Origin of the sequence: Pseudidiomarina gelatinasegens, from assembly GCF_004025325.1 — a bacterium.
In the GTDB taxonomy this organism is placed as follows: Bacteria; Pseudomonadota; Gammaproteobacteria; order Enterobacterales; family Alteromonadaceae; genus Pseudidiomarina; species Pseudidiomarina gelatinasegens.
This window is the reverse complement of sequence record NZ_RSFE01000006.1, coordinates 120,896-144,580: the sequence shown is the minus strand read 5'-3', so window position 1 is coordinate 144,580 and position 23,685 is coordinate 120,896. Positions and strand designations below refer to the sequence as shown.

Sequence of the window (23,685 nt, the reverse complement as noted above, 5' to 3'; positions counted from 1 at the left end):
GTGGAAGCGTAGTAATGCGTTGAGCTAACCCGTACTAATTGCCCGTGAGGCTTAACCATACAACACCGAAGGTGTTTAGGGCTGTAAGCCGAATACAAGTTCGAATGACTTTATCAAATAACGACTCATGTAGAGTGGTGCATTGCTTTAGAAAGCTAACAATCAGCGCGTTTATATTGTTTAACAGTTTTGCCTGGCGGCCATAGCGAAGTGGAACCACCTGATCCATTCCGAACTCAGTAGTGAAACGCTTCAGCGCCGATGGTAGTGTGGGGCTTCCCCATGTGAGAGTAGGACACCGCCAGGCTTTAAATACGACGAGACCCCGAGCTAATGCTCGGGGTTTTTTCGTTTTGGGAAAGCAAAAAGCGTGATTCGTTATTCGTGCGTTCACTGCGTTCACTGTTCGTCCGTGCTCCGCACTGTTCGTTCCGAACAGAGAGGCGAAGCCGAACGCACGAACAGCGCAGCGTACGAACAACGAATAACGCCTTCGCTCTTCTAATATCTAATATCCAACAGCTAGTATCGCTCTCGCCCTTAACTATGTGCGATAACGTACAGACGCCTCTCCGAAATAAGTGAATAGTGGCCACCTGACCGATTTCTAATGTAATCAAGGTCGTAAATGCCCGTACAACTTATACCGAGAGGAAATATCTAATGTGTTCTAAATTATCCATATCAAATCGTATCAACAGGTGGCTGATGCTAGCTGTTTTCGGTACGTTATTAGCCGCGTGCGGCGATAACGGCCCTGATCCTATACTCGGTACTGATGGCAACGTGGCGTTACCACCTGCAGTTACTGAGGTCGCTCCAGCGAACAACGCAACCAACGTTGCAACACAGGATACAGTAATAACCGTTCAGTTTAATGAGCCGGTTAGTGAGCTGACCACAACTGACTTTACGGTTAGCTGTACCAGCCCATGTATTAGCCCTATCGGCACTGTTACCATGAATGAAGCCAGCACCATGGCGACATTTACCGTAACCGATCCAGAGGCTCTTGACGCGTCAACGCTTTATACTGCCACTGTACACAGTGCGCAAAGTATAGCGTCAGGCGTTGCAATGGATGGTCCGTATACTTGGACCTTTACCACGGGAGCAGCAGTTGATGAGGTGCCACCAGAAGTCGCGAGCACTCACCCGATTACCACATCACCAGGGCCAACACCCAATGTACCGGTGAATACCACTGTGTTTGCGGTTTTCAACGAATCTATGCTGGCCTCAACCATTAGCGCAACAAGCTTTACGGTTACCTGTGAAGCACCTTGCGTCGAGCCCGATGGCGTTATTACCTATGATGCTGGAACGATGACAGCATTATTTACGCCAGCTGACGACCTTGAAGCGGACACCACCTATACAGTTACCGTGAATAGCACCGTAACCGACCTTGCCGGCAACGAACTTGATGGTAATCAAGCAGCGACAGCCCCAAGTGACTATATGTGGCAGTTCACCACAGGCCTTATTCCGGATACAACGCGTCCGCGTGTAACCGTAACAGAGCCATTGACTACTAGCCCAGGTCCGACAAATGATGTTCCAGTAAACACAGCGATTACCGCTATATTTACTGAAAACATGTTGCCAACAACCTTTACCGACACCAACTTCACACTAACTTGTGAAGGGCCTTGTGTGTCGCCGGCTGGTGATGTGTCATACGTCATCGACTCGCGCAGTGCAGTCTTTACTCCGGAAGCAAACTTGGTTGAAGGAACAACCTATACGGCCACCATCAGCAGCGCGGTTACTGATATTGCCGGCAACGAATTAGCAGGCAATCAAGCTCCCGTGGCAGATGCAAGCGACTATGTTTGGACGTTCACAACCGTTGAAGCCATACCAGTTGTGGCCTTGTCAGTTGCGTCAACAGACCCAATGAACGCAGGAATGCTGGAAGTTTGTCCAAATGCCAGCATCAATGCCACCTTTGATATTCCATCAGGCACACGGCTTAATCCAACCACGGTGAATGACTTAACATTCTTAGTGGTAGAAGATGAAAACCCAGCGAATTCAGTTGTCGCTGAGTCGATTACCTTGGATATCGATACCGGTACCATCATGACCTTTATCCCACAAACTCAGCTGGCTGAAGGTGTTACCTTCCGCGCAACCATTGTTGGTGGGCCTGATGGAGTCAAAGATCTGACAGTTCCTGGCAATGAAATGCTAGAAGACTATGTTTGGATATTTACCACAGTGCCAGCGGTGGAAAGCTGCTTGCAGCCGGCCGATCTTAAAACTGTAGCGCCATTCGGTTCGTTTGGCGGCACTTCAGGTGCAACCAATGAAGGCCTACTCACTGTGATTAACGGTGACTTGGGCAGTACAGCAGTATCAACATTGATCACCGGCTTTGTATCTGAACCGGGCTGCGAGTACACCATTACCCCGCTCAATGAAGGCCAGGTGAACGGTAAAATCTTCACCGCACCACCACCGCCAACTGTTGCGTGTCCACAAGACGGTACAGCAGTAACAGAAGCAATTGCGACACAGGCACGTCTCGATGCTGAAGCGGCATACATCTCGCTAACCCCAGCCAATATGCCAGGTGGTTTAGATCCGGGTAACGATAACTTGGCAAGCCTAACGTTAGCTCCCGGTATTTATACTGCACAAAGTGGCGCGTTTCGTATCCAAGGTGGTGACTTAACACTGGATGCACAAGGCAATCAAAACGCGGTATGGGTGTTCCAAATGGCAACCACACTCACAGTAGGTGGCCCAGGAGCAGACTTCCCACAAAGCGTTATCCTGATTAACGGCGCACAGGCCAAGAACATTTTCTGGCAAGTAGGCAGTGCGGCAACCATTAATGCAGCTGGCGGTGGCACCATGAAGGGCACCATTATTTCACAAGCAGGCGTCAGTATATCGACTTCAGGCAACGTCAACATCGTGACCTTAGACGGTCGAGCACTCTCTCTGGGCGCATCCGTTACGGTAGTTAATACCGTGATTAATGTACCAGCAGAGTAATAGACAACACCTACAAGGTCTCAGTGGAGAGTATGATGAAAATCAATAAAATTACACAAGCGATTACGGCTCTGGCGCTTGCTGGCATGGCATTACCGGCCATGGCACAAGCTCAGGACGGATGGTATATCGGTGCTGGCGGTGGCTTAGCTCACACCCAGATTGATCGATTCGAGATTACCGCAGATTTGAATAACGCGGGATATCAAGTGACTGACCTCCAAGAAGATGAGCGTGACTTCGGTTACAAACTCTTTGCTGGTTATCAGTTCACTAAAAACTTCTCGTTTGAGGGTAGCTATTATGACCTCGGCGAATTTAGTTACCAAGCAACAACCGTTCCAACGGGTATGAAAACCGGTGAACTTGATTTCACCGGTTGGAGTCTTGATTTAATTGGTATGCTGCCGATGACCGAACGTTCATCGTTGTATGCGCGTGTTGGCGCACACAACAGTACCTCTTCTGTTGAGTTTGTGGGCACTGGAGCGGTTAATGTAATCACTCCGAGTTTCCGCAAAACCAGCATGGATCACAAACTTGGTCTTGGCTATCAATACCAGGTCAGTGATCATTTTGCGATGCGCCTCGAAGTGGAACGTTACAGCATGGATGACGCTGTGGGTAACCGAGGCGATATAGACTTTTTATCTTTAAGTCTTCTTTACCGCTTTGGTGCGCCAAGCCACTCAGCTGCCGCGCCACCTCGAGATCGGACTGCCCCGGTGCAAGCCGCAGCACCAACCGAACAGTACTGCAGTGCTTTAGAAATCCAGTTTGAAATTGCAAATAACGATATCGAACGGGTAAATCGTGAACACATGTTGGTACTGGCGACATTCCTTGAAAAGTATCCTGATACCAAAGCTGTGATTGAAGGGCATACGGATAATGTTGGGAACGAAGCCGACAATATGCGTCTATCTGAGCAGCGCGCGCAAGGTGCCGTTGATTATTTGGTACGCGAACATGGCATATCCCGCAGTAGATTGAGTGCTGTCGGTTATGGCGAATCACGTCCAATTGCAACCAACACCACAGATGCGGGGATGCAAGCAAACCGGCGGATTAATGCAGTGATTGGCTGTGCGACAGATATCGAAGGTCTGCAGCCGTTACCAGCACGGATAACTTTGGCCATGGAACTTGAGTTTGATACCAACGAGTCAACGATTGATCCGAAATACCGCGATCAACTGGAAGCCGTTGCAAAATACTTGCAAACCAATCCTGAGTTAACCGCGACGTTAGAAGGGCACACCGATAACGCCAGCCCAGATATCGCGCAACAAGTATCGCGTGCACGTGCACAGAGTGTTGCGGACTATTTGGTGCGGGAATTTAAGGTTGACCGTTCACGCTTATCTGTTGAAGGTTTTGGTGGAACACGCCGAGAAACTTATAACGTGACTGCATCAGAACGTCAGGAAAACCGTCGTGTGAATATTATCATCGGTTATCCAGAGTAAGTTGTAGCATCAGCGTGTGTTCGGTCGAATAGATCTGGGCACACGCTTTTTTTTTGTCGATTCTAATCATGCAAATTATAGTCTTCTGGCAGGTAGTGAAGCAGGCGTTCACACTCCGCTTTTACTACTTCGTAACACTCGCAACTTAACTTTTCGAGATGTACCCGATTAAGCACAGTGACAACCCCACGGTGATATTCAATCACGCCAAGTTTTTGCAATTTCCCTGCAGCAACCGAGACTCCTTCGCGTCTTACACCCAGCATGTCTGCTATCAGTTCTTGCGTCATCGTAAGCACGTTTGAAGGAATGCGATCTAAAGAAAGTAATATCCAACGGCAAAGCTGCTGTTCAATGGAGTGGTGTCGGTTGCACACCGCTGTTTGTGCCATCTGAGTCATAAGCGACTGGGTATAACGAAGCAGCAATTCATGCAGTTGATCGTGGCCTCTAAACTCTTCTTTTAATAGCCGAGCCGATAGTTGGTAAGCGTTACCGGCACTTTGCACCACGGCGCGATTGGGTGTACTACCGCCGCCCATAAATAACGGCAAGCCAAGCATGCCCTCATTGCCTACCACGGAAATTTCAGCGGAGTCGCCGTTAAATAAGACATACACAAGAGAAATGATTGAGTTGGTGGGGAAATAAACATATTTTTGTTCATCACCGGACTCATACAAGCACTTGCCAAGGGGCAATGTAATGAGTTGCAGGTGCGGTTTGAGCCGTTCTCTCACGTCAGCGGGTAATGAACTAAGCAAATAATTTTGCTCTAGCGATGGCAATGGGTAATTACCATCAGGCTGTTGCTTTATAGTGTTCATTTAAGACTCCTGTCTTATTTCGCCCGAAAGCAACAAAACAGAATAGCTGATCATGATAAAAATGTAAAAAAAATGTCATTCAGGTCACGCTTGTTGGGAATTTAATAGTATGTATTTCATAGTCATGGAGAGAGAGGCAAAGTGACTATTATTCGATTTTTTAGAGCCAAATGCCCGATATTTACCAATATTCATTTCATAATTTTGGACTAAAATGACCATGTACCTGCTAATGAGATACCAAACTATGTTTACGAATACACGGGAAAGCTACGGTATAGTCGCCATCGTTATGCACTGGCTTAGCGCACTTGCAGTGATAGGACTATTTGCTCTCGGTTATTGGATGCTGACTCTTGGCTATTACGACAGCTGGTATCGGTTGGGCCCATGGTGGCACAAGTCGTTTGGTATCACACTGTTGGCCCTGACGGTTATAAGGTTGGTTTGGAAATTTATGAACCCTAAACCACAGCCGCTGGGTAGTCGTTTTGATCAAATCGGTGCGCGTGTTGGGCATGCCTTAATCTACGCACTGTTGCTGGTGACCATGATCAGTGGCTATTTGATTTCGACGGCCGATGGGCGCGGTATTTCGGTATTTGACTGGTTTGAAGTGCCCGCGTTAATCACCAGCATTCCGCAGCAGGAAGATATTGCTGGTACTGTGCACTGGTATACCGCGCTGACCCTTGTCATTGCTGCTGCAGGCCATGCGCTTGCGGCATTGAAGCATCACTTTGTAAATAAAGACTCAACTTTAACCCGTATGTTGGTCGTTAAACGTAGCGACTCGAATAACGACTAGCGAACAACGAATAACGTTTTATTTAAGGAGATTTATTATGAAAAAATTAGCACTCGCAGCAGTTATTTCAGCGTCATTATTTGGCGCTACACAGGCAAACGCAGCGGATTATGTTATTGACACCGACGGCGCACATGCATTTGTTCAGTTCAAAATTAGCCACTTGGGCTATAGCTGGTTGTTAGGCCGTTTCAACGACTTTGAAGGCACCTTCACCTATGACGAAGCGAACCCTAGCGCAGCCAAAGTAAATGTGACCATTGATGTTGCTAGCCTTGATAGTAACCATGCAGAACGCGATAAGCACTTACGTAGCGGCGATTTCTTCAACGTTGAAAAATATCCGCAGGCGAAATTTGAATCCACCAGCTATGCGCCAAATGGCGATGGTACCGGCGTGCTTAAGGGCAACTTTACTTTATATGGAACCACCAAAGAAATCGCAATTGACGTGAAGGAAATTGGTTCGGGCCAAGATCCGTGGGGTGGCTTCCGTCGCGGCTTTGAAGGCGCAGTAACCTTAACACCAGCTGAATTTGGTATGAATTATGACTTAGGTCCGGCTTCTGAAACGGTTGAAATCTTCTTATCTATTGAAGGTATTCGCCAGTAAACAACGGTTACTCCGATAAAGGCTTGCGGTTAAACCCGCAAGCCTTCTCGGTAACATTTCAGAGCATTGGCGGTATCGCCGAGCGCATCATAAGTTTCGGCAAGATCAAACAATACTTGTTGTGATGGAGCAAGGTCTGCGGCGCGCCTCAGAGCACGTTGCGCCAGCGCATAGTCTTTGGTTTGTAATGCCATCTGACCAATAGCCTGCAACAACACTGCATCATCAGGCTTTTTCTTTAGTCCGTCCTGCACAATGTCGCGCAGCTCAGGGCCCGCCACCAATAAATCTTTCTCGATTAAATATGCGATATCCAACTCGCCGCGTTTCAGTGCGCGCGCCGCAACTTTATCTGCCGCTGCCGTTGCATTAAACGTCTTCAATGCGCGCAAGTACGCTCGGCGAATTGCTTTGTTACGTCGTTGGTCGCGCGTCAACGCCTGCCAGTAGTCTTGCAAGGCGCTGGCACTGCTGCGGCCGGCTTCTAGCATCATGTGAAAATAGGTTTCTTCAATCAACTGAACGAACTCAGTGGCGTTGAATAAATGCTGTTGCTCAGCTGCGGGTAATAAGCCGGCGATGTCACGATAGCGGTGCTTATGACGAAGCCCAACAATGGCCTGGCGGAGTAACTCCGGGTGGCGTGGGTAGTCTTTTAACAGTGCGCGTAACTGAGTTAACCGGCTATCAATACTCTCCGGGTTTTCGCGCAGCGCATAAATCATTTCAGCCACGGCTAACTCGGTAGTTTGGTCGGTGTGCGTGAGCCACTCTCGGGCTTGCTTCACGTCACCGGTTTGCTGTGCCGCATAAGCCGCTAACAGGGCATCATTGGGTTGCTTACGAAGCTGCCAGGCACGGTTCGCCGCACGCGAAGTGCCTGCATAGTCGCCGTGATTGAGCCCAACCAAGGCATCATGAAACGCCGTTTCGGCTTTTTGTTGGCGGCGATTCCCAAACCAACGAACACCCCATTTGGTGCCACGAATAAGGCGCCCGATAAATGCGAAAACAGCGCGCAAAATAACCACAGCAATAACGAGCAAGATAAGTGCTGCAACCACGCTGGTTTCCACCGTGTATGACCCCACGGAAATAAGCACATAGCCGGTATTACCGGACCATAATGGGCCCAGCAGTAAACCTGCGATAAATAGAACAATAACAACCAAGGCGGTTTTCATGATTAACCTCCCTGATTAACTTGGTTAGCAAGGCGCTCAAGTTGCTGCGTAGCACTTAACTCAGTCGGATACTCTGGACGCAATTGGGTGGCTTTTAGTGCCTGTAATTCACTAAGCAATTGCTCGAAGTTCGAGTCAGTCACCTGCCCTTGTAAAGTATTTATAAGCGTTTCCGCTTCTTCAATGCTGGCGGTAAACATTGCCTGCGAATCTGTCATAGCGGCTTGCTGCGCAAGCTGCAGTTGCAGCAATAAACGCTGTTGCAGTACGTCAAAATAAGCGTCCGCAATCATAGGTTCAACTGGGGTGTCGCGACGTTGCACATGGATAAATTGTTGCAGCAGCGTATTAAAGCTGCGTTGCAGATTCGTCAGCCACGTACCATTTGTTGTGTCCGTTTTCTCTGCGCTCGACATGGCGAACTGCTGATACCATTCGCTGCGCGCTACCTGGTCACGTAAGGTGCCTAATTTTAAGCTTACTGCGTCAATCTGACTTGGCGGTAATTGCTCAAGTACGGCAATATCATTGGCTAGTGCCTGACGTGCCATACGATGAGCCGGATTATCGAGTGCAACAATGTGTGATTCAGCAAGCTGCAAAAAGGCCAGTGCAGCATTTGGGTTGTGTTCAATCCAAAGTTTGGTTGCTGCGCGCTCCGCTAAATTGCGTGCTTCATAAATACGCCAGTTCGACTCTTGTGAGATATCTAAGTTAGCAAGTTCAGCCTGCACCGATTGCACGGCTAATTGATAGTCATCAATAGTCTGCTGTTGCCGACCTAACTGGGCATCAACGCGCTGTTCTAAACCCTCAACGGAAGACTGAACCCGCGCGTTAACCGCTTGTTCCAGTTCGTTTAAGCGACCCTGCAGCTCTTTAATCGTGGTTTGTGCAGTATCTTGCTGCGCGGCCATTTGTGTAATTTGTTGTTGGTGCATCGGCCATACATGGCGATAGCCGAACCATGCCGCGGCAATTATTAGTGCGGCAAGCAGTGCTACCAATACCCACGCAATAATACCGGAGCGTTTGTTGGACTTGCTGGGGGCAGGCTTAGTTTGCGCTGCAGCAGGTTTGGTCTCAGCAGTTTTCGTAGATGGTTTCGGTGTTACTTTTTCATCAGTCGTTTTTGCCGTTGCCTCAGTAGCCGTTTGGTCGTTTGCAGGCTTCTGTTTTTTAGACTCACTCATGAACGTTCCTTATGTGCGTGCTGCTGATCCAAGATGTGTTGCCAAGCATCGACTATCGCAAATGGCGTTGCACTATGCGCCACCACAGCCATTTGTTGCAGGGCTGGCGGCAATAGTTGCTTTAAGCGCTCGCTGGCGACAATCCAGTAGCATTGTGATAACCAGCTTAGTGCTTGCTTGGGTACTGCCGCAAGAAAATAGCCTAATTGTTCGGCGCTGGTCACGACAATACCATTAATTTGCTGTTGCCAGGTCGCATATTCAGCTTCACTGAGGGGCTCAGGGGTGCGCTGATACACTTCAAGGTAAGCAACCTCTGCGCCGCGCGCTCGCAGCGTATCGGCAACCAGTTCGCGACCCCCATGGCCGCGTACCAACAACCAACGTTGCCCACGAACCTTGCTTAATTCGGGTAGTGCGAGTAATGCGTCGCTATTGTGTTGGCGCCAAGGGCAGCACACTGGGCGACCAACAACTCGAGCAATGGCTGCCGCACTGGTCGGCCCAACCGCATACCAACGCGCAGCGGGCATGGCGCAGCTAGGTGCCCAAGCACGTGCTTGCTGCGCAAAATAGTTTGCCGCATTAACACTCACCATCATGGCGGCATCCCACTTTTGTTGCAAAATGCCGCGCAAACTATGGTTCGGATCGTCAAAGCTCGAGATCTTCACCATGCTTTTATTGGTGCAGGAGAATGTCAGATTCAATTTCGATGCCCGCTGTTGCAGCATTTTTGCAAGCTCATGGGCTTGTTCCGATGGACGCAAAAGCAACAGGCTATGATTCATGATTGTAATTCGTTCTCTGCATAAACGTCGTTGAGAATTTTGCCGGCACCACGTGACAATAAGTATTCAGCAAGCTCAGTTCCCAACGCTTCAGCGTGGTCGCGGTGGCCTTTAATATCACCTTCAATAATTTCACTGCCATCAGGGCGCCCAACTAAACCGCGTAGATGCAACTGGTCACCGTGTAATTCGGCATAGGCACCAATTGGAACTTGGCAACCACCTTGTAAGCGGCGATTCATGGCGCGCTCGGCAAGCACACAACTGCGTGTGTCGTTACAAGTTAATGGATCTAACAAAGCTTTTGTGGCCGTATCATCACTACGGCACTCAATGCCCAGCACACCTTGCCCGTTAGCAGGCAAGCATAAATCAGCAGGAATACGTTGTTTGATGCGCGCGCTTAAATCTAATCGGATAAGCCCTGATGCAGCCAAAATAATAGCATCGAACTGGCCTTCATCGAGTTTGCGTAAACGCGTTTGCACGTTGCCACGTAAATCGTGCACAACCACGTGCGGGAAATTAGCCAGAATTTGGCATTTGCGACGTAAACTGCACGTGCCGACAATAGCGCCTTCAGGGAGATCTTCTAAACGGGCGTAATTATTGGAGACAAATGCGTCACGCGGGTCTTCACGCTCACAAATTCCGAACAACTCCAGCCCATCTGGAAATTCAACCGGCAAGTCTTTCATGGAGTGCACAGCAAGGTCGGCCTGCCCTTCTAACATGGCGACCTCAAGCTCTTTTACAAACAACCCCTTACCACCTATTTTTGCCAGTGGCGTATCCAAAATCACGTCGCCGCGCGTACTCATTGGTAAAAGCTCGACGGCTAAGTTTGGGTGCAGTTGCTCTAAACGCGCTTTGATGTGCTCGGCTTGCCACATGGCCAGCAAGCTTTTACGCGTTGCGATGCGTAGTGTTTTACTCATTATGCTGCTCTATTTTATTTTGAATCAGGTTGTAAGGTAATGGCGGTATCCGCTTGGCGGCTTGCCGCTTCACTTAGCAAGGCCCACAATTCGCTGCCGGTTCGGTTATCAATCCACTGGCCGTCTTGGTATTCAAAATGGTGGCCGTTGAATTTTGTCGCCAACCATAGCTGCATCAATGGCGGTTGCTTGTTGATAACCATTTTTGTGCCATTTGGGAAGGTTAATTCCAGAATGTCACCACCTGATTCACAGTCGATATCGACACCACAGGCTTCAATCGCTTCTTCAATAGCTAAGATGGTGGCTTCGGCTAATTCATGGTACTCATGTTCTTGCATGTCAACTCCTGATAATGACATTTGTGCGTCTCAATGCGATGATAGACACATCAACAATTTTAACCGTAATTATTAGGTACAGTTTACCGATGTTTAACTTGAAAGTAATGCGTCTGATCATTGTAGCAGGAACGCTAGGTTTTATCGCTGCTTGCGGTCAAAAAGGGCCGTTGGAAATGCCACCTCCGGCTGAACAAAATCAGCCAAGCGAAAGCGGTGACCAAGCATGAGTTTTGACTATAAGCGCGGCGTGCTGCATGCCGAAAATGTTGCGCTTGATCGCCTTGCCGAACAGTTCGGAACACCGCTTTATGTTTACTCGCAGGCCATGATTGCTTCGAATTGGAAACGTTTTGCTGACCATTGGCCAGCACCGCATAAGCTATGTTACGCAGTTAAAGCCAATAGCAACTTGGCCGTGCTGAATTTGTTGGCTCGCCTCGGCGCAGGCTTTGACATTGTCTCGGGTGGTGAGCTGGCACGGGTTATTGCCGCGGGCGGCAAAGCTAGTAATGTGGTGTTTTCAGGAGTGGCAAAAAGCCGCGAAGAAATGGCCTATGCACTTGAACAAGGCATTTATTGTTTTAATGTGGAATCGGCTGCGGAATTAGAGCGCCTTAATGATGTTGCTGCGGCGCATGGTGTAATCGCACCGGTCTCGCTGCGAGTAAACCCCGATGTGGATGCGCAAACACACCCTTATATTGCCACCGGATTGAAAGCGAATAAGTTCGGTATCGCCATGCAAGACGCGCGCGATGTTGCGCGCCGCGGGCAAGCATTAGCGCACATTAATATGCAAGGTTTGGATTGCCATATCGGCTCGCAAATACTGTCGATGTCGCCATTTTTGGATGCCGCTGATATTTTACTGAATTTGGTTACCGACTTGCGTGCAGAGGGAATAAATATCACCCATCTAGATATGGGTGGCGGTATTGGTATCCCCTATCAGCAAGAAAACACGCCGGATGTGAGTACTTACTTGCATGCTTTGCAAGAGCGAGCTGAAAAAGTTGGAAATTTAACGCTATTACTCGAGCCTGGGCGCGCCATTGTCGGTAATGCCGGAGTGTTACTAACACAAGTTGAATTTCACAAGCCTGGCGCGGATAAAGACTTTCTGCTGGTTGATGCTGGCATGAACGACTTGATGCGACCTGCTTTGTATCAGGCGTATCATGACATTATTCCCGTTGCGCAACATGAGGCGGATAAAGCGATTGTTGATGTGGTGGGGCCTGTTTGTGAAACCGGTGATTTCTTGGGACACGCGCGGCACTTGTCCGCAAAAGAAGGTGACTTACTCGCCGTGATGAACGCCGGGGCCTACGGGTTTACAATGAGCTCAAATTACAACACCCGCCCACGCGCTGCCGAAGTTATGGTGCATGGGGATCATGCACAGTTGATTCGCCAACGCGAAGTGTTGTCTGATTTATGGAAAGGCGAACAGATCATGGAGATGCCGCGATGAATTTTGCAAAAATGCATGGCCTCGGCAATGACTTCATGGTGATTGACGGTGTGACCCAAAATATTTATGTGAATCCTGAGCAAATTCGCCATTGGGCCGATAGAAATCGGGGGGTTGGGTTTGACCAGCTACTCTTAATAGAGCCGCCTTATGACCCAGATTTAGATTTTCATTACCGTATTTTCAATGCGGACGGTTCAGAAGTTGCTCAATGTGGTAACGGTGCCCGCTGCTTCGCTTTGTATGTGAAACTTAAAGGCCTAAGCAATAAAAGCCACATTCGAGTAAGCACCAAAGCGGGTAAGTTGGTGTTGCACCACGAGCGCGATGGGCGTATCACAGTTGAGATGGGGCAACCTGAATTCAATCCAACGGCGGTGCCTTTTAAGGCAAACAAAGAAGAGCTGACCTATATTTTACGTGAGCAAGATCAAACCATCTTGTGTGGCGTTATGGGCATTGGCAATCCGCATTGCGTTATTGAGGTCGACAATATTGAAACCGCACCGGTTGACTCACTGGGGCAAGCAATTTCTGAGCACGAGCGCTTCCCTGAAGGTGTAAACGTCGGGTTCATGCAAGTAATTGACCGCGATCGGGTAAAATTACGTGTGTATGAACGCGGCGTTGGTGAAACGCAAGCCTGCGGCAGCGGTGCTTGCGCAGCAGCTGTAATTGGCATGCGCCAAGATAAACTGAACGATCAGGTGACTGTTGAGTTACCTGGCGGGCAACTTAATATTCGTTGGCAACCGGGCCAGCAGGTACGCATGACCGGTACTGCGGAACATGTTTATGATGGATACATAAAGCTATGACGACCGAAGCGAACAAAATTCTAACCCCTGTAGTTGATGACACTTTAATTGCTGAATACCTTGAAGAAAATACGGACTTCTTCGAGCGTCACCCGCAGTTGTTGCAACAGTTGAGCTTGCGTCACCAAGAGCGTGGCACGGTGTCGTTGGTGGAGCGTCAGCAGCAGGTGCTGCGTCAGCGCATCATGCAGCTTGAGGAAGAAATCACCGATTTAATGATTACTGCCCGGCGCAATGAAGAGCTGTTTCGGGTGTACAGTGAGCTTTATGTTGAGCTGCTGGAATGCACCGAGCTGGCGGATGTGATGGATGCGCTGCAGCGTACCTTCTCGGAACAATTAAATATGCCAGCGTTGTCTTTGAAATTTTTCGACAGCCCCATTGAGCTGGACGAGCAATTTACCTTTGCCGCAGACACCCACAAAAAATTATTGAGTAAACGGTTTCAAAATGACCCCGTGTACTTGGGCCGACTCACTGCCGATGAGAAGAAACTGTTGTTCCCAGATGAGCCGATAGCATCCGTTGCACTGCTGTTATTGGGGCATAAAGGCGAGTTGGGTATGTTAGCCATTGGTAACCATGATGCGAGCCACTTTGAACCAGCCATGGATACCTTGTTGGTGCGTCAGTTGCAGGCATTGTTAAGTCGAATATTGCCGCCGCTGCTCAGTCATCACGCTGCGCACCATGACACTGTTTGAACTACGCCAACGCTTTCTTAATCATCTAGCCGGCGAGCGTGGGCTCGCCGAAAATACGCTGACCAATTATGGGCGTATTCTTACCGACGACATGACCGAATTAGCCAGCCTTCGGGTTGATGCGGCGAGCCAACTAACGCTACCGGTGCTTGAGCGCTTATTTGTGGGCTGGCGCCGACGCGGGCTTGGCGATGCATCGCTGGCGCTTCGGTTGGCCGCATGGCGTACTTTTTGTAATTATTTGATTCGCGAACGGTTACTGTTCGACAACCCTGCAGCACAACTTAAAGCCCCGCGCAAAGCCAAGCGACTGCCGAAAAATCTTGATGTGGACAGCATCAGCCAGTTACTCAAGCTTCCGCAAAATGACCCCTTAGCGGTGCGCGATGCGGCGATGATGGAGTTGCTCTACGGCAGCGGCCTGCGGCTTGCTGAGCTGGTGGCGCTCGATATTGATGGCATTCAAACACGGCATCGGGAGTTGCGCGTATTAGGTAAGGGCAATAAAACCCGCATTGTTCCCTACGGCCGCTGTGCCGCTGAAGCCCTTGAACGCTGGTTGCCGATACGGGCGCAGTGGTTGGGGGGGAATTTAACCGAAGTGGCGTTATTCATCTCACAACGTAATCAGCGGATTAATCCACGTACGGTGCAGCAGCGACTCAACTACTGGGGCCAGCAACAAGGCCTAAAAGGCAACCTGCACCCGCATAAACTGCGTCACTCCTTCGCCTCACATATGTTAGAATCAAGCGGTGATTTACGTGCGGTACAAGAGTTGCTGGGGCATGCGAATTTAAGCACCACACAAGTGTATACGCATCTTGATTTTCAGCACCTTGCGAAGGTTTATGATGGCGCGCATCCGCGTGCTCGCAAAAAGAAATAAAGGGCTTGTTCATGCAGTTTTATCGCCGTTTGTACCCGGTGCAAGCACTCAGTTTTGATCTTGACGATACCCTCTATAACAACGTGCCTGTTATGCAACGTGCAGAGCAAGCGGTGCGTGATTTTATGGTGCAAGAATTTCCCCAAACGTCGCCATGGCAAGCCCAAGACTGGCTGCGCCATCGTCAACAGCTCATGTACAACAATCCAGATTTAGCGAGCAATATGACGCAATTACGCTTAACGGCGTTGGCGGATGGATTGCGTCAATTTGCGGTGGCTGACGACGAAATCGACGCTGGCGTTGAAGCTGCGTTTGCACACTTTATGCGGCACCGTAATGCTGTGGAAATTTCCGCCGAGGTGCATCAAGCCATGCGTCAGCTGGCCGAGTACTTTCCGTTGGTTGCGCTAAGTAACGGCAATGTTGACGTAACAGCTATCGGTCTGGGCGAATATTTTCGGCATGTGTTTCAACCGTCAGCTAGCCTGCGCGGTAAACCTTTTGCCGACATGTTTCGTGCGGCCGAAGGTAAGCTTCCAGATGTAGCCCCACAGCAGTGGCTGCATATTGGCGATAGCCCAAGCGCAGATGTTTTGGGTGCGCATCGCGCGGGGTGGCAAAGTGCTTGGTTTACCGGCGGTTTAGGTCAGGCTGAACACCTACAGGTATTGCCGACGTTGGCTTACAGTAGCTTGCCACAATTGACGCAACAGTTACTTAAGAACACAAAGTAACTGGTTGCATATACAGTGGTCAGCCACTACACTGCCCTTTTTATCTGTTGGTGACAATTCATGCAAAACCACCCGTTATTAGCACAACTGAACGACAAACAACGAGAGGCTGTTGGTGCAAAAGAGCGCCACATGCTGGTGCTTGCGGGAGCCGGTAGCGGTAAAACGCGGGTGTTGGTGCACCGTATTGCCTGGCTGATTCAAGAGCGTGGTTTATCACCCCAGAGTATCATGGCGGTGACCTTTACCAACAAAGCGGCCGCCGAAATGCGCGGTCGCATTGAGCAACTGCTTGGTAGTTCTGTTCGTGCAATGTGGATTGGTACCTTCCACGGTTTGGCCCATCGCTTATTGCGCGCCCACTATATGGATGTTGGGTTACCGCAAAACTTTCAAATTCTTGATAGTGATGATCAGCAACGGTTAGTGAAACGCATCATTCGTAGCTTGAATCTGGACGAAAAACGCTGGCCACCGAAGCAAGCCCAGTGGTTTATTAATGGTAAAAAAGATGAAGGCTTGCGGGCGCATCATCTCGATGGTTACGATTTTAACGAACGCACGTTCAAAGAAATTTATGAAGCCTATCAAGTCGCTTGTGACCGAGCGGGCTTAGTTGATTTTGCCGAATTATTGCTGCGCGCTCATGAGCTCATTCGTGATAATCGCCACGTTCGTGAGCATTATCAACGCCGGTTTCGCCATATTTTGGTGGACGAATTTCAAGATACCAACTCCATCCAGTACGGTTGGATTAAATTAATGTCGGGCGTTGGCCAAGGTCAGCAAGAAACCAACTATGTAACCATTGTGGGCGACGATGATCAGTCGATTTATGGCTGGCGCGGGGCAAAAGTTGAAAATATTCAGCAATTTTTACGTGACTACCCTGATGTATTAACCATTCGGTTGGAGCAGAATTATCGTTCCACCAATAATATTCTTACGGCGGCCAACCAAGTTATTGCCAATAACAGCGGGCGTTTAGGTAAAGAGCTCTGGACTGAAGGCAGTTCGGGCGACCCGATTGACTTGTACGCAGCATTTAATGAAATGGACGAAGCGCGTTACATTGCTGGGCGTATTGAGCAATGGCACGAACACGGTAACGCCTTGCAAGACGTCGCCATTTTATACCGCAGCAACGCCCAGTCGCGAGTGTTGGAAGAAGCCTTATTGCATGCGCGTATTCCGTATCGAATTTACGGCGGGCTGCGCTTCTTTGATCGGTTGGAAGTCAAAGACGCTCTGGCTTACATGCGCTTAATTGCAAGTCGTAACGACGATGCCGCGCTTGAGCGCGTTATCAACACGCCAACGCGTGGCATTGGTGATCGTACCTTGGGCATCATTCGTGAGGGTGCACGCGATCGTGGCCTGCCGATGTGGGAAGCTGCCAGACAGTTAGTGCAGGAAAAAGTGCTCAGCGGTCGTGCCGGCAACGCCGTGCAAAGCTTTTTAGATTTGCTTGATAGCCTGGAAGATGAAATCAGCGACTACCCGTTGGGGCGTCAAGTTGACACGGCTATTAAGAAAAGTGGTTTGATGGCCATGTTCGAATCAGAAAAAGGCGAAAAAGCCGAAACCCGCGTAGAAAACTTAAAAGAGCTTGTGAATGCCTGTGACAACTTCAATACCATGGATGCGGTTATTGAAGATGACATGACGCCACTCAATGCTTTTCTTGCTCACGCGGCACTTGAGTCGGGCGAAGAGCAAGCTGATGAGCATCAAGACGCCGTGCAGCTAATGACGCTGCATAGTGCGAAGGGCCTCGAATTTCCGCTGGTGTTTATGAGCGGAGTTGAAGAAGGTTTATTCCCGTCTCAGCAATCCATTGGCGAGAGCGGCCGACTCGAAGAAGAACGGCGGCTTTGCTACGTGGGGATGACCCGCGCGATGCAAAAGTTGGTGATTACGTATACTGAATTACGGCGCATCTATGGTCAGGAACGGCGCAATATCCCGAGCCGGTTTGTCGGAGAAATTCCCCCAGAAATGATCAATCATGTGCGCTTACAAGCGCGCACCACGCATCACTCACCAGCTATGGGGCGCTTTCACACTGGGGCGAGCCATGAAGCTTTCGAGCAGACCGGTTATACCTTAGGGCAGCGGGTGCGCCACACCAAATTTGGTGAAGGCACCGTACTGAACTATGAAGGTACGGGTCCGCAAAGTCGCATTCAAATTAACTTTGACGACTTAGGCAGTAAATGGCTGGTCGTGGCTTACGCGCGTTTAGAACGCTGCTGATGCACCAAGGTGTCTACGCTATAGAGCGCAAGCGCCACCCAGATGATGGCGAACGTCACCAACTTATCAGCAGCCAGTGGCTCGCCATACACCCACACCGCTAAAATAAACATCATTGACGGGCCAATGTACTGAAAGAAGCCTAACGTCGAGTAGCGAATACGCTGGGCTGCCGCATTAAAGCACAACAATGGTGCGGTGGTGACCACGCCTGCAGCAATTAACAGAGTATTAATTTGCCACGTGTTTTGGGTCATGTCGGCCGCACTTGAGCTCGCAAAGAAGAACATGTAAATCAGCACTGCGGGCATTAAGATTAAGGTTTCTAACCACAGCCCGGTAATTGAATCTATCGGCAAACGTTTGCGAATTGCGCCGTAAATAGCAAAGCTGCAGGCTAACGCCAATGCCACCCAAGGCACGGAGCCAAACGAAATCACCTGAATCAGCACGCCAATAAATGCCAAGGCAATAGCAGCTAACTGCATTTTACGCATGCGTTCTGCAAAAAACGCCATACCGATTGCGACGTTCAAAAGCGGATTAATGTAATAGCCTAAGCTGGCATCCAAAATATGATCGTTATTGATAGCCCAGATAAACAAAAACCAATTGCCGCCTAATAAGCAGGTTGCAGCCGTTAAGCGCAGCATCTGCTTTTTATTTTGCAGTACAGGCTTTAACCGATTGCCACGACCCAGCAGCACAATCAGCACAAACACCAAAATAAATGACCACAAAATACGATGCCCGAGAATCTCTAACGCAGGGACAGATTGAAGCCATTTGAAGTAGACAGGTGCAATGCCCCACATGGTGTAGGCGGCAATGGCAAAAAATACACCTTGGCGGCTGCGTGCAGCATCATCGGTCATTTAGGTTGTGTCTCATGTTGAATTGTACGAAAAATCAGCACCCTTAGACAGAATATCACGGATTTACGCGATAGTCGGTGGAGCTTCGGTAGCGGGATGCATACAATAGGGCCTTCAATATGTTCTCGTCAATTGGAGACGTAATTTTGTCTGAGTCTGCACTGTCACAACTTCTTGCCGATGTATTTGGCTATACCGCGTTTCGCGAAGGCCAACAGCAGGTAATAGAAGCTGTGCAGCAGCACCGCGATGCATTGGTGCTCATGCCCACCGGCGGCGGTAAGTCGTTGTGCTATCAGTTGCCGGCGTTAGCCAGTGACGGTTTAACTGTGGTTATCTCACCACTTATTAGCTTGATGCAAGACCAAGTGGAAGCACTGCAGACCATGGGGGTGGCGGCAGCGGCACTCAATAATGGCCTGACGCCAGAACAAAACGCCAGCATCATGGAGCAATTGAACAGCAATTCGATTCGCTTGCTGTATGTGAGTCCAGAGCGAGCTATGCAAGGATTCTTCATTCGCTTGTTGCAACAGTGGCAGGTTAGCTTAGTTGCCATTGACGAAGCACACTGCATTTCGCAGTGGGGCCATGACTTTAGGCCGGAGTACGGCCAATTGGGTCAGCTACGCGAAACCTTACCCAATGTGCCCTTCATGGCACTTACCGCAACTGCAGATGCGGCCACCGAGGCCGATATCATTACCCGCCTGCATTTGCACGACCCCGTGGTGTATAAAGGCTCGTTCGACCGGCCGAACATTCGCTATGTGGTTGAAGAAAAGTACAAACCCTACAAGCAAGTTACGGACTACATTAAAAAGCAACGTGGTGCATCGGGAATCGTGTATTGCGGCAGCCGTAAAAAAGTAGAAGAACTGGCCGAAAAATTGCAACGTGAAGGGCTTCGTGCCGCTGGCTATCATGCCGGTATGGCCCATAGTCAGCGCGAGTTTGTGTTGCGTGGCTTTGTCCGAGATGACATTGACGTGGTGGTCGCAACCGTCGCCTTTGGCATGGGTATTAACAAGCCGAACGTGCGTTTTGTGGTGCACTTTGACGTGCCTCGCAGTGTTGAGGGGTATTACCAAGAAACTGGCCGAGCTGGCCGTGACGGCCTTCCTGCCGAAGCCGTATTGCTTTACGACCCTTCCGATGCGGCTTGGATAAAAAGTATTATTGTTGATCACCCTGACGAAGACCGCCGCCGCATTGAGCAACATAAATTTGCGGCGATGCAAGCCATGAGTGAGGCACAAACGTGTCGGCGCTTGGTGCTACTCAATTATTTTAATGAATACCGCGATAAGCCTTGTGGCAACTGCGATATTTGTTTAGATCCGCCCCGCCAATACGATGGCACTGTGGATGCGCAAAAAGTATTGTCGTGCATTTATCGCGTCAGCCAACGTTTTGGTATGAACCATGTGATTGATGTGCTGCGCGGCAGTAAATCGCAACGTTTAATGGAGCTGGGCCACGATAAGCTATCAACCTATGGTATTGGTGCTGATCAAAGCCATGAATATTGGCTCGGCGTGGTGCGACAACTGATACATCGCGGTTTGGTGATTCAAAATGTGCAGCAATATGGCGTATTGCAGCTTACCGATGCTGCACGCCCTGTGCTACGCGGTGAAATTGCGCTGCAACTGGCCGAGCCGCGGATCAACTTAGTGGTGAGTAAGCCGCGGGTTGCTGACCGTGGTGATTATGACAAAGTACTGTTTCGGCGCTTACGCGCGCTTCGCAAAACCATTGCGGATGCTGAAGAAGTGCCACCTTTTGTGGTATTTAACGACACCAGCTTGGTGGAGATGGCTGTTAATTATCCCATTGATGAAACCGCAATGCTGGCAATTACTGGGGTGGGGCAGAAAAAGCTTGAACGCTACGGCCAGGAATTCATCGCCGCCATCAGCGCCTATTTAGACGCCGATGACGAACCCGTCAGCCGATTTTGAGTGTTAAGCCTAAGCCGCAGGCGCGAAGTAGAAATACCAAAGGTCAACCACCACCGGAACAATCGACAATACTAATATCAGTGCCATAGTAATATTAAACAGGCGCTGCATAATTGGGTTGGTAAGCACTTTTCGCAATAGTGAACCAAACACCAACCATACCCCAACACACGGAAAAGCCATCAGTAAAAATGCCAGTGTAATTGCCAGCACTTCCAGCAGTGGTGAGCCTGCTACCGTGGTAAATGCTGCAACCGCACCGGTTGCCATGACCCAAGCTTTTGCATTAACCCATTGAAATAGCGCGGCTTGCCAAAACGTAAATGGCTTTTTCTCACCTTTCTTAATCGCTTTAGGTTCGGCAGTACCGATATGCCATGCTAGCCAGAGCAAGTAAATTATACCCAACACTTTTATCAGCTGGTGCAGGTTTGGGTAACGATCAAAGATGACCCCAAAACCCAAACCAACTAGCAGAACCATGACCGGAAAACCAAAACAAATGCCGAAAAAATGTGGCAAGCTGGCTTTAATGCCATAGTTCATGCCAGATGACATGATCATGACATTGTTCGGCCCTGGCGTAATGGTGGTCGAAAATGCGAAGAATAAAACCGCTATGAAAATTTCTAACATGACAAGTCCGTTACTCGTTGTTGGCTATTCGTTTTTCGAACAAGATAAAATTACTATAAACGAAGCACCGACTATACTCCATTAACGAATAACCAATAGCGAATAACGAATAACCAATTACGAATAACGACCGGGAGGTTCTATGTTGTCACTTACTTTGGCGTTAATGCTTAGCGCAGACGTACCGACGAGCGCGCAGGCTACAGTAGAAATTACAGAATGGCAGGTACCATGGGAAAACTCGCGTCCTCGCGACCCTTTCGTTGCAGGTGAAGACGAAGTTTGGTTTGTTGGGCAGGCTTCCGATTATGCTGCAGTTTTAAACCCTGAAACAGGTGACATGAAGCGCGTTGATTTACCTGACGGAGCAGGCCCGCATAACATTATTGTGGATGAGCGAGGTGCTTGGTATGCCGGTAACAAAGCCGCGCATATTGGCAAGATTGATCGGGAAACCTTTGAAATCACGCAGTATCCATTACCCGGTTCTGGCCGCCGCGATGTGCATACCATGGAGTTTGATTATAACGGCGATATTTGGTTTACCGCGCAAGGCGCCAATCAAGTCGGCCACATGGATGCCGAAACCAACGCCATTCGCTTGTGGGATGTGCCCACCCCAAACGCGCGGCCTTATGGCTTGGTGGTCTTTCAGGGTAAACCTTGGGTTGCGCTGTTTGGTACAAACAAGCTGCTGACATTGGACGAAAACGATACCCCACAAGAAATTCAGCTGCCGCGAGAGAATAATCGCCCACGTCGGTTAGGTGTCGATGCGCACGGGCATTTCTGGTACGTTGATTATGCGGGTGGCTATTTAGGCCGCTGGAATCCAGCTACCGATCAAATTGATGAGTGGCAGTTGCCAGCAGGTGTCAGTTCGATGCCGTATGCCATGGCCGTTGATCACCGCGGCTACGTTTGGGTAGCGGAAACGGGCGTGCGACCTAATCGCATTGTTGGGTTTGACTCGGTGAGTGAAACCTTTACTAAGCCAGTGGAAGTAGAAAGTGGCGGCGGAACGATTCGACACATGGTATTCGACCCGGCGAGTCGGGCGCTTTGGTTTGGCACGGATACGAACACCATTGGACGCGCTAAAATCAGTTATTAAAATGCATTAGACGTTGCAACAAGGGCACGAACTAAATATGTCAACATCCAACAATTGGCAGGTTATACGCTTGGCTGAATTCAAACGGCCCGACGCGCCGGCGAGCACCAAAGTGCAGCAGCTGGCTCAGCATTTTCGAAACCTTTTCCCGAAACGTGATGACGCGCCAAGTGACGAGCAAGAGCATGACTTTCCAGGCTATCGGGAGTTTGATTTGAAACCAGGCGCGGATGCACTCGATAGCGCTTGGGATGAATGGCGAAAAGCGGGTGAACCCGGTATCAAATTTCTGATTAGCCCGCCTTTTAGCGGCACGGCTGCAATTGCACGGGAATGGGCCGAACGTCATAACTGGCGCAAGATAACGGCCCCGCAAGAATCAGAGCTCGCCGATGTTGATATTGATAAGTGGTGGAAGCCGCAAGCAAGCTCGCCGTGGATAATTGACGATCTATCAAATTATTGGCGGCGCGGCACCGACGGTTTGGCGTTTATTCGCGCACTGCTACCCAAACTTTTTCGTGGGGAACTTGGTCAAGGGTTGGTGGTTTGTGACAGTTGGTCTTTTGCCTTTTTACAACGTGCTTGGCCAGTGAATATGCCTAATGTGTATTGCTTTGCGGCGGCTGATGAAAAGCTGATGCAGGAGGTTGGTATTCAAGCTGACGAAAAGAAGCTCAAAAGTTTGGCCGCTCGAGCTTTTGGTAACCTTGGCTTGGCGTTAGCCTTATGGGCAGTTGAAAAAGACGACGAACATGATCTACCAAGTATGCCTTCGGATTGTCACGATGAAACCGCTTTTGTGCTCTATACCCTGTTATTACACACGGGCCTTTCCGGCCGCACATTGCAAAAAGTGCTGCCGATGATCGCCGCTGATCAACTGGATGTGCAATTGCTGCAGTTGCAGCAAGCCAAACTCATTAGTTATGACGACGAAGTATGGCGCATTACGGTTTATGGTTATTTGGCCGTACGAGATTTTTTGCGCAGTCGCGGATTTTTTGTGGATGCATTCTAGGACAACAAGTGATCAGTAAGGTGA

Annotated in this window: 22 protein-coding genes and 1 rRNA gene; 15 read left to right on the top strand and 8 right to left on the bottom strand. The window is 49.5% G+C overall.

What is annotated here, in order from left to right; genetic code table 11:
* Nucleotides 1-192 precede the first annotated feature (192 nt).
* From rrf to EGC76_RS09315, 3 genes are all read left to right on the top strand, one after another.
* A 5S ribosomal RNA gene (gene rrf, locus EGC76_RS09325) occupies nt 193-307 on the top strand.
* A 401-nt stretch (nt 308-708) separates the two neighbouring features.
* Entirely contained in the window at nt 709-3,006 is a 2,298-nt protein-coding gene (locus EGC76_RS09320; RefSeq protein ID WP_246013948.1) for an Ig-like domain-containing protein, read from the top strand.
* A gap of 35 nt (nt 3,007-3,041) precedes the next feature.
* Nucleotides 3,042-4,475: an OmpA family protein gene (locus EGC76_RS09315; RefSeq protein ID WP_128352721.1), complete on the top strand. Its 1,434-nt coding sequence runs from the start codon at nt 3,042-3,044 to the stop codon at nt 4,473-4,475.
* A gap of 62 nt (nt 4,476-4,537) precedes the next feature.
* On the opposite strand, the gene EGC76_RS09310 is transcribed toward EGC76_RS09315, so the two are convergent.
* A complete protein-coding gene (locus EGC76_RS09310; protein WP_128352720.1) occupies nt 4,538-5,302 on the bottom strand; it encodes a Crp/Fnr family transcriptional regulator in 765 nt (254 codons plus the stop codon).
* A 247-nt stretch (nt 5,303-5,549) separates the two neighbouring features.
* On the opposite strand from EGC76_RS09310, the gene EGC76_RS09305 reads away from it, so the two are divergent.
* Both EGC76_RS09305 and EGC76_RS09300 read left to right on the top strand, forming a co-directional pair.
* A complete protein-coding gene (locus EGC76_RS09305; protein ID WP_128352719.1) occupies nt 5,550-6,110 on the top strand; it encodes a cytochrome b in 561 nt (186 codons plus the stop codon).
* Between the two features lie 37 nt (nt 6,111-6,147).
* Nucleotides 6,148-6,723 (top strand): YceI family protein, encoded by a 576-nt coding sequence (locus EGC76_RS09300; RefSeq protein ID WP_128352718.1) that lies wholly within the window; start codon nt 6,148-6,150, stop codon nt 6,721-6,723.
* 29 nt (nt 6,724-6,752) lie between these two features.
* On the opposite strand, the gene EGC76_RS09295 is transcribed toward EGC76_RS09300, so the two are convergent.
* From EGC76_RS09295 to cyaY, 5 genes are read right to left on the bottom strand one after another with little or no spacing between them, the layout of a single operon-like run.
* A complete protein-coding gene (locus EGC76_RS09295) occupies nt 6,753-7,907 on the bottom strand; it encodes a heme biosynthesis HemY N-terminal domain-containing protein (protein WP_128352717.1) in 1,155 nt (384 codons plus the stop codon).
* A gap of 2 nt (nt 7,908-7,909) precedes the next feature.
* The gene (locus EGC76_RS09290) at nt 7,910-9,100 is read right to left on the bottom strand and encodes a uroporphyrinogen-III C-methyltransferase (protein WP_128352716.1); all 1,191 of its coding nucleotides are present in this window, start codon (nt 9,098-9,100) and stop codon (nt 7,910-7,912) included.
* Nucleotides 9,097-9,891 (bottom strand): uroporphyrinogen-III synthase, encoded by a 795-nt coding sequence (locus tag EGC76_RS09285; protein ID WP_128352715.1) that lies wholly within the window; start codon nt 9,889-9,891, stop codon nt 9,097-9,099. The genes EGC76_RS09290 and EGC76_RS09285 overlap by 4 nt, the downstream gene beginning before the upstream one ends.
* Entirely contained in the window at nt 9,888-10,829 is a 942-nt protein-coding gene (gene hemC, locus EGC76_RS09280; protein ID WP_128352714.1) for a hydroxymethylbilane synthase, read from the bottom strand. Before hemC ends, EGC76_RS09285 begins: the two co-directional genes overlap by 4 nt.
* Before the next feature lie 14 nt (nt 10,830-10,843).
* A complete protein-coding gene (gene cyaY, locus EGC76_RS09275) occupies nt 10,844-11,170 on the bottom strand; it encodes an iron donor protein CyaY (RefSeq protein ID WP_128352713.1) in 327 nt (108 codons plus the stop codon).
* 89 nt (nt 11,171-11,259) lie between these two features.
* Here cyaY and lptM point away from each other — a divergent pair, with 89 nt between their 5' ends.
* The 7 genes from lptM to uvrD are packed head-to-tail and all read left to right on the top strand — an operon-like array spanning nt 11,260 to nt 18,051.
* Complete coding sequence (gene lptM, locus EGC76_RS09270) at nt 11,260-11,400, top strand: LPS translocon maturation chaperone LptM (RefSeq protein ID WP_164876826.1); 141 nt, start codon at nt 11,260-11,262, stop codon at nt 11,398-11,400.
* Nucleotides 11,397-12,647: a diaminopimelate decarboxylase gene (gene lysA / locus EGC76_RS09265; RefSeq protein ID WP_128352711.1), complete on the top strand. Its 1,251-nt coding sequence runs from the start codon at nt 11,397-11,399 to the stop codon at nt 12,645-12,647. The genes lptM and lysA overlap by 4 nt, the downstream gene beginning before the upstream one ends.
* Entirely contained in the window at nt 12,644-13,465 is an 822-nt protein-coding gene (dapF, locus tag EGC76_RS09260; protein ID WP_128352710.1) for a diaminopimelate epimerase, read from the top strand. The genes lysA and dapF overlap by 4 nt, the downstream gene beginning before the upstream one ends.
* Nucleotides 13,462-14,169 (top strand): DUF484 family protein, encoded by a 708-nt coding sequence (locus EGC76_RS09255; protein WP_128352709.1) that lies wholly within the window; start codon nt 13,462-13,464, stop codon nt 14,167-14,169. Before dapF ends, EGC76_RS09255 begins: the two co-directional genes overlap by 4 nt.
* Nucleotides 14,156-15,058: a tyrosine recombinase XerC gene (locus EGC76_RS09250; protein WP_128352708.1), complete on the top strand. Its 903-nt coding sequence runs from the start codon at nt 14,156-14,158 to the stop codon at nt 15,056-15,058. The genes EGC76_RS09255 and EGC76_RS09250 overlap by 14 nt, the downstream gene beginning before the upstream one ends.
* Before the next feature lie 11 nt (nt 15,059-15,069).
* Nucleotides 15,070-15,795, top strand: a complete 726-nt coding sequence (locus tag EGC76_RS09245) for an HAD-IA family hydrolase (RefSeq protein WP_128352707.1) — start codon at nt 15,070-15,072, stop codon at nt 15,793-15,795.
* Nucleotides 15,796-15,855: 60 nt separating this feature from the next.
* Complete coding sequence (uvrD, locus tag EGC76_RS09240; RefSeq protein WP_128352706.1) at nt 15,856-18,051, top strand: DNA helicase II; 2,196 nt, start codon at nt 15,856-15,858, stop codon at nt 18,049-18,051.
* Here uvrD and rarD read toward each other — a convergent pair.
* A complete protein-coding gene (gene rarD / locus EGC76_RS09235; protein ID WP_128352705.1) occupies nt 18,027-18,926 on the bottom strand; it encodes an EamA family transporter RarD in 900 nt (299 codons plus the stop codon). The genes uvrD and rarD overlap by 25 nt on opposite strands.
* 119 nt (nt 18,927-19,045) lie before the next feature.
* Here rarD and recQ point away from each other — a divergent pair, with 119 nt between their 5' ends.
* On the top strand, nt 19,046-20,890 hold the full coding sequence (recQ, locus tag EGC76_RS09230) for a DNA helicase RecQ (RefSeq protein WP_128352704.1): 1,845 nt from the start codon (nt 19,046-19,048) through the stop codon (nt 20,888-20,890).
* A gap of 9 nt (nt 20,891-20,899) precedes the next feature.
* Here recQ and EGC76_RS09225 read toward each other — a convergent pair whose 3' ends face one another.
* Complete coding sequence (locus EGC76_RS09225; protein ID WP_128352703.1) at nt 20,900-21,526, bottom strand: LysE family translocator; 627 nt, start codon at nt 21,524-21,526, stop codon at nt 20,900-20,902.
* Between the two features lie 142 nt (nt 21,527-21,668).
* On the opposite strand from EGC76_RS09225, the gene EGC76_RS09220 reads away from it, so the two are divergent.
* Together EGC76_RS09220 and EGC76_RS09215 are read left to right on the top strand one after the other, a co-directional pair.
* Nucleotides 21,669-22,640: a Vgb family protein gene (locus EGC76_RS09220; protein WP_128352702.1), complete on the top strand. Its 972-nt coding sequence runs from the start codon at nt 21,669-21,671 to the stop codon at nt 22,638-22,640.
* A 37-nt stretch (nt 22,641-22,677) separates the two neighbouring features.
* On the top strand, nt 22,678-23,661 hold the full coding sequence (locus EGC76_RS09215; RefSeq protein ID WP_128352701.1) for a hypothetical protein: 984 nt from the start codon (nt 22,678-22,680) through the stop codon (nt 23,659-23,661).
* The last annotated feature ends 24 nt before the right edge of the window (nt 23,662-23,685 follow it).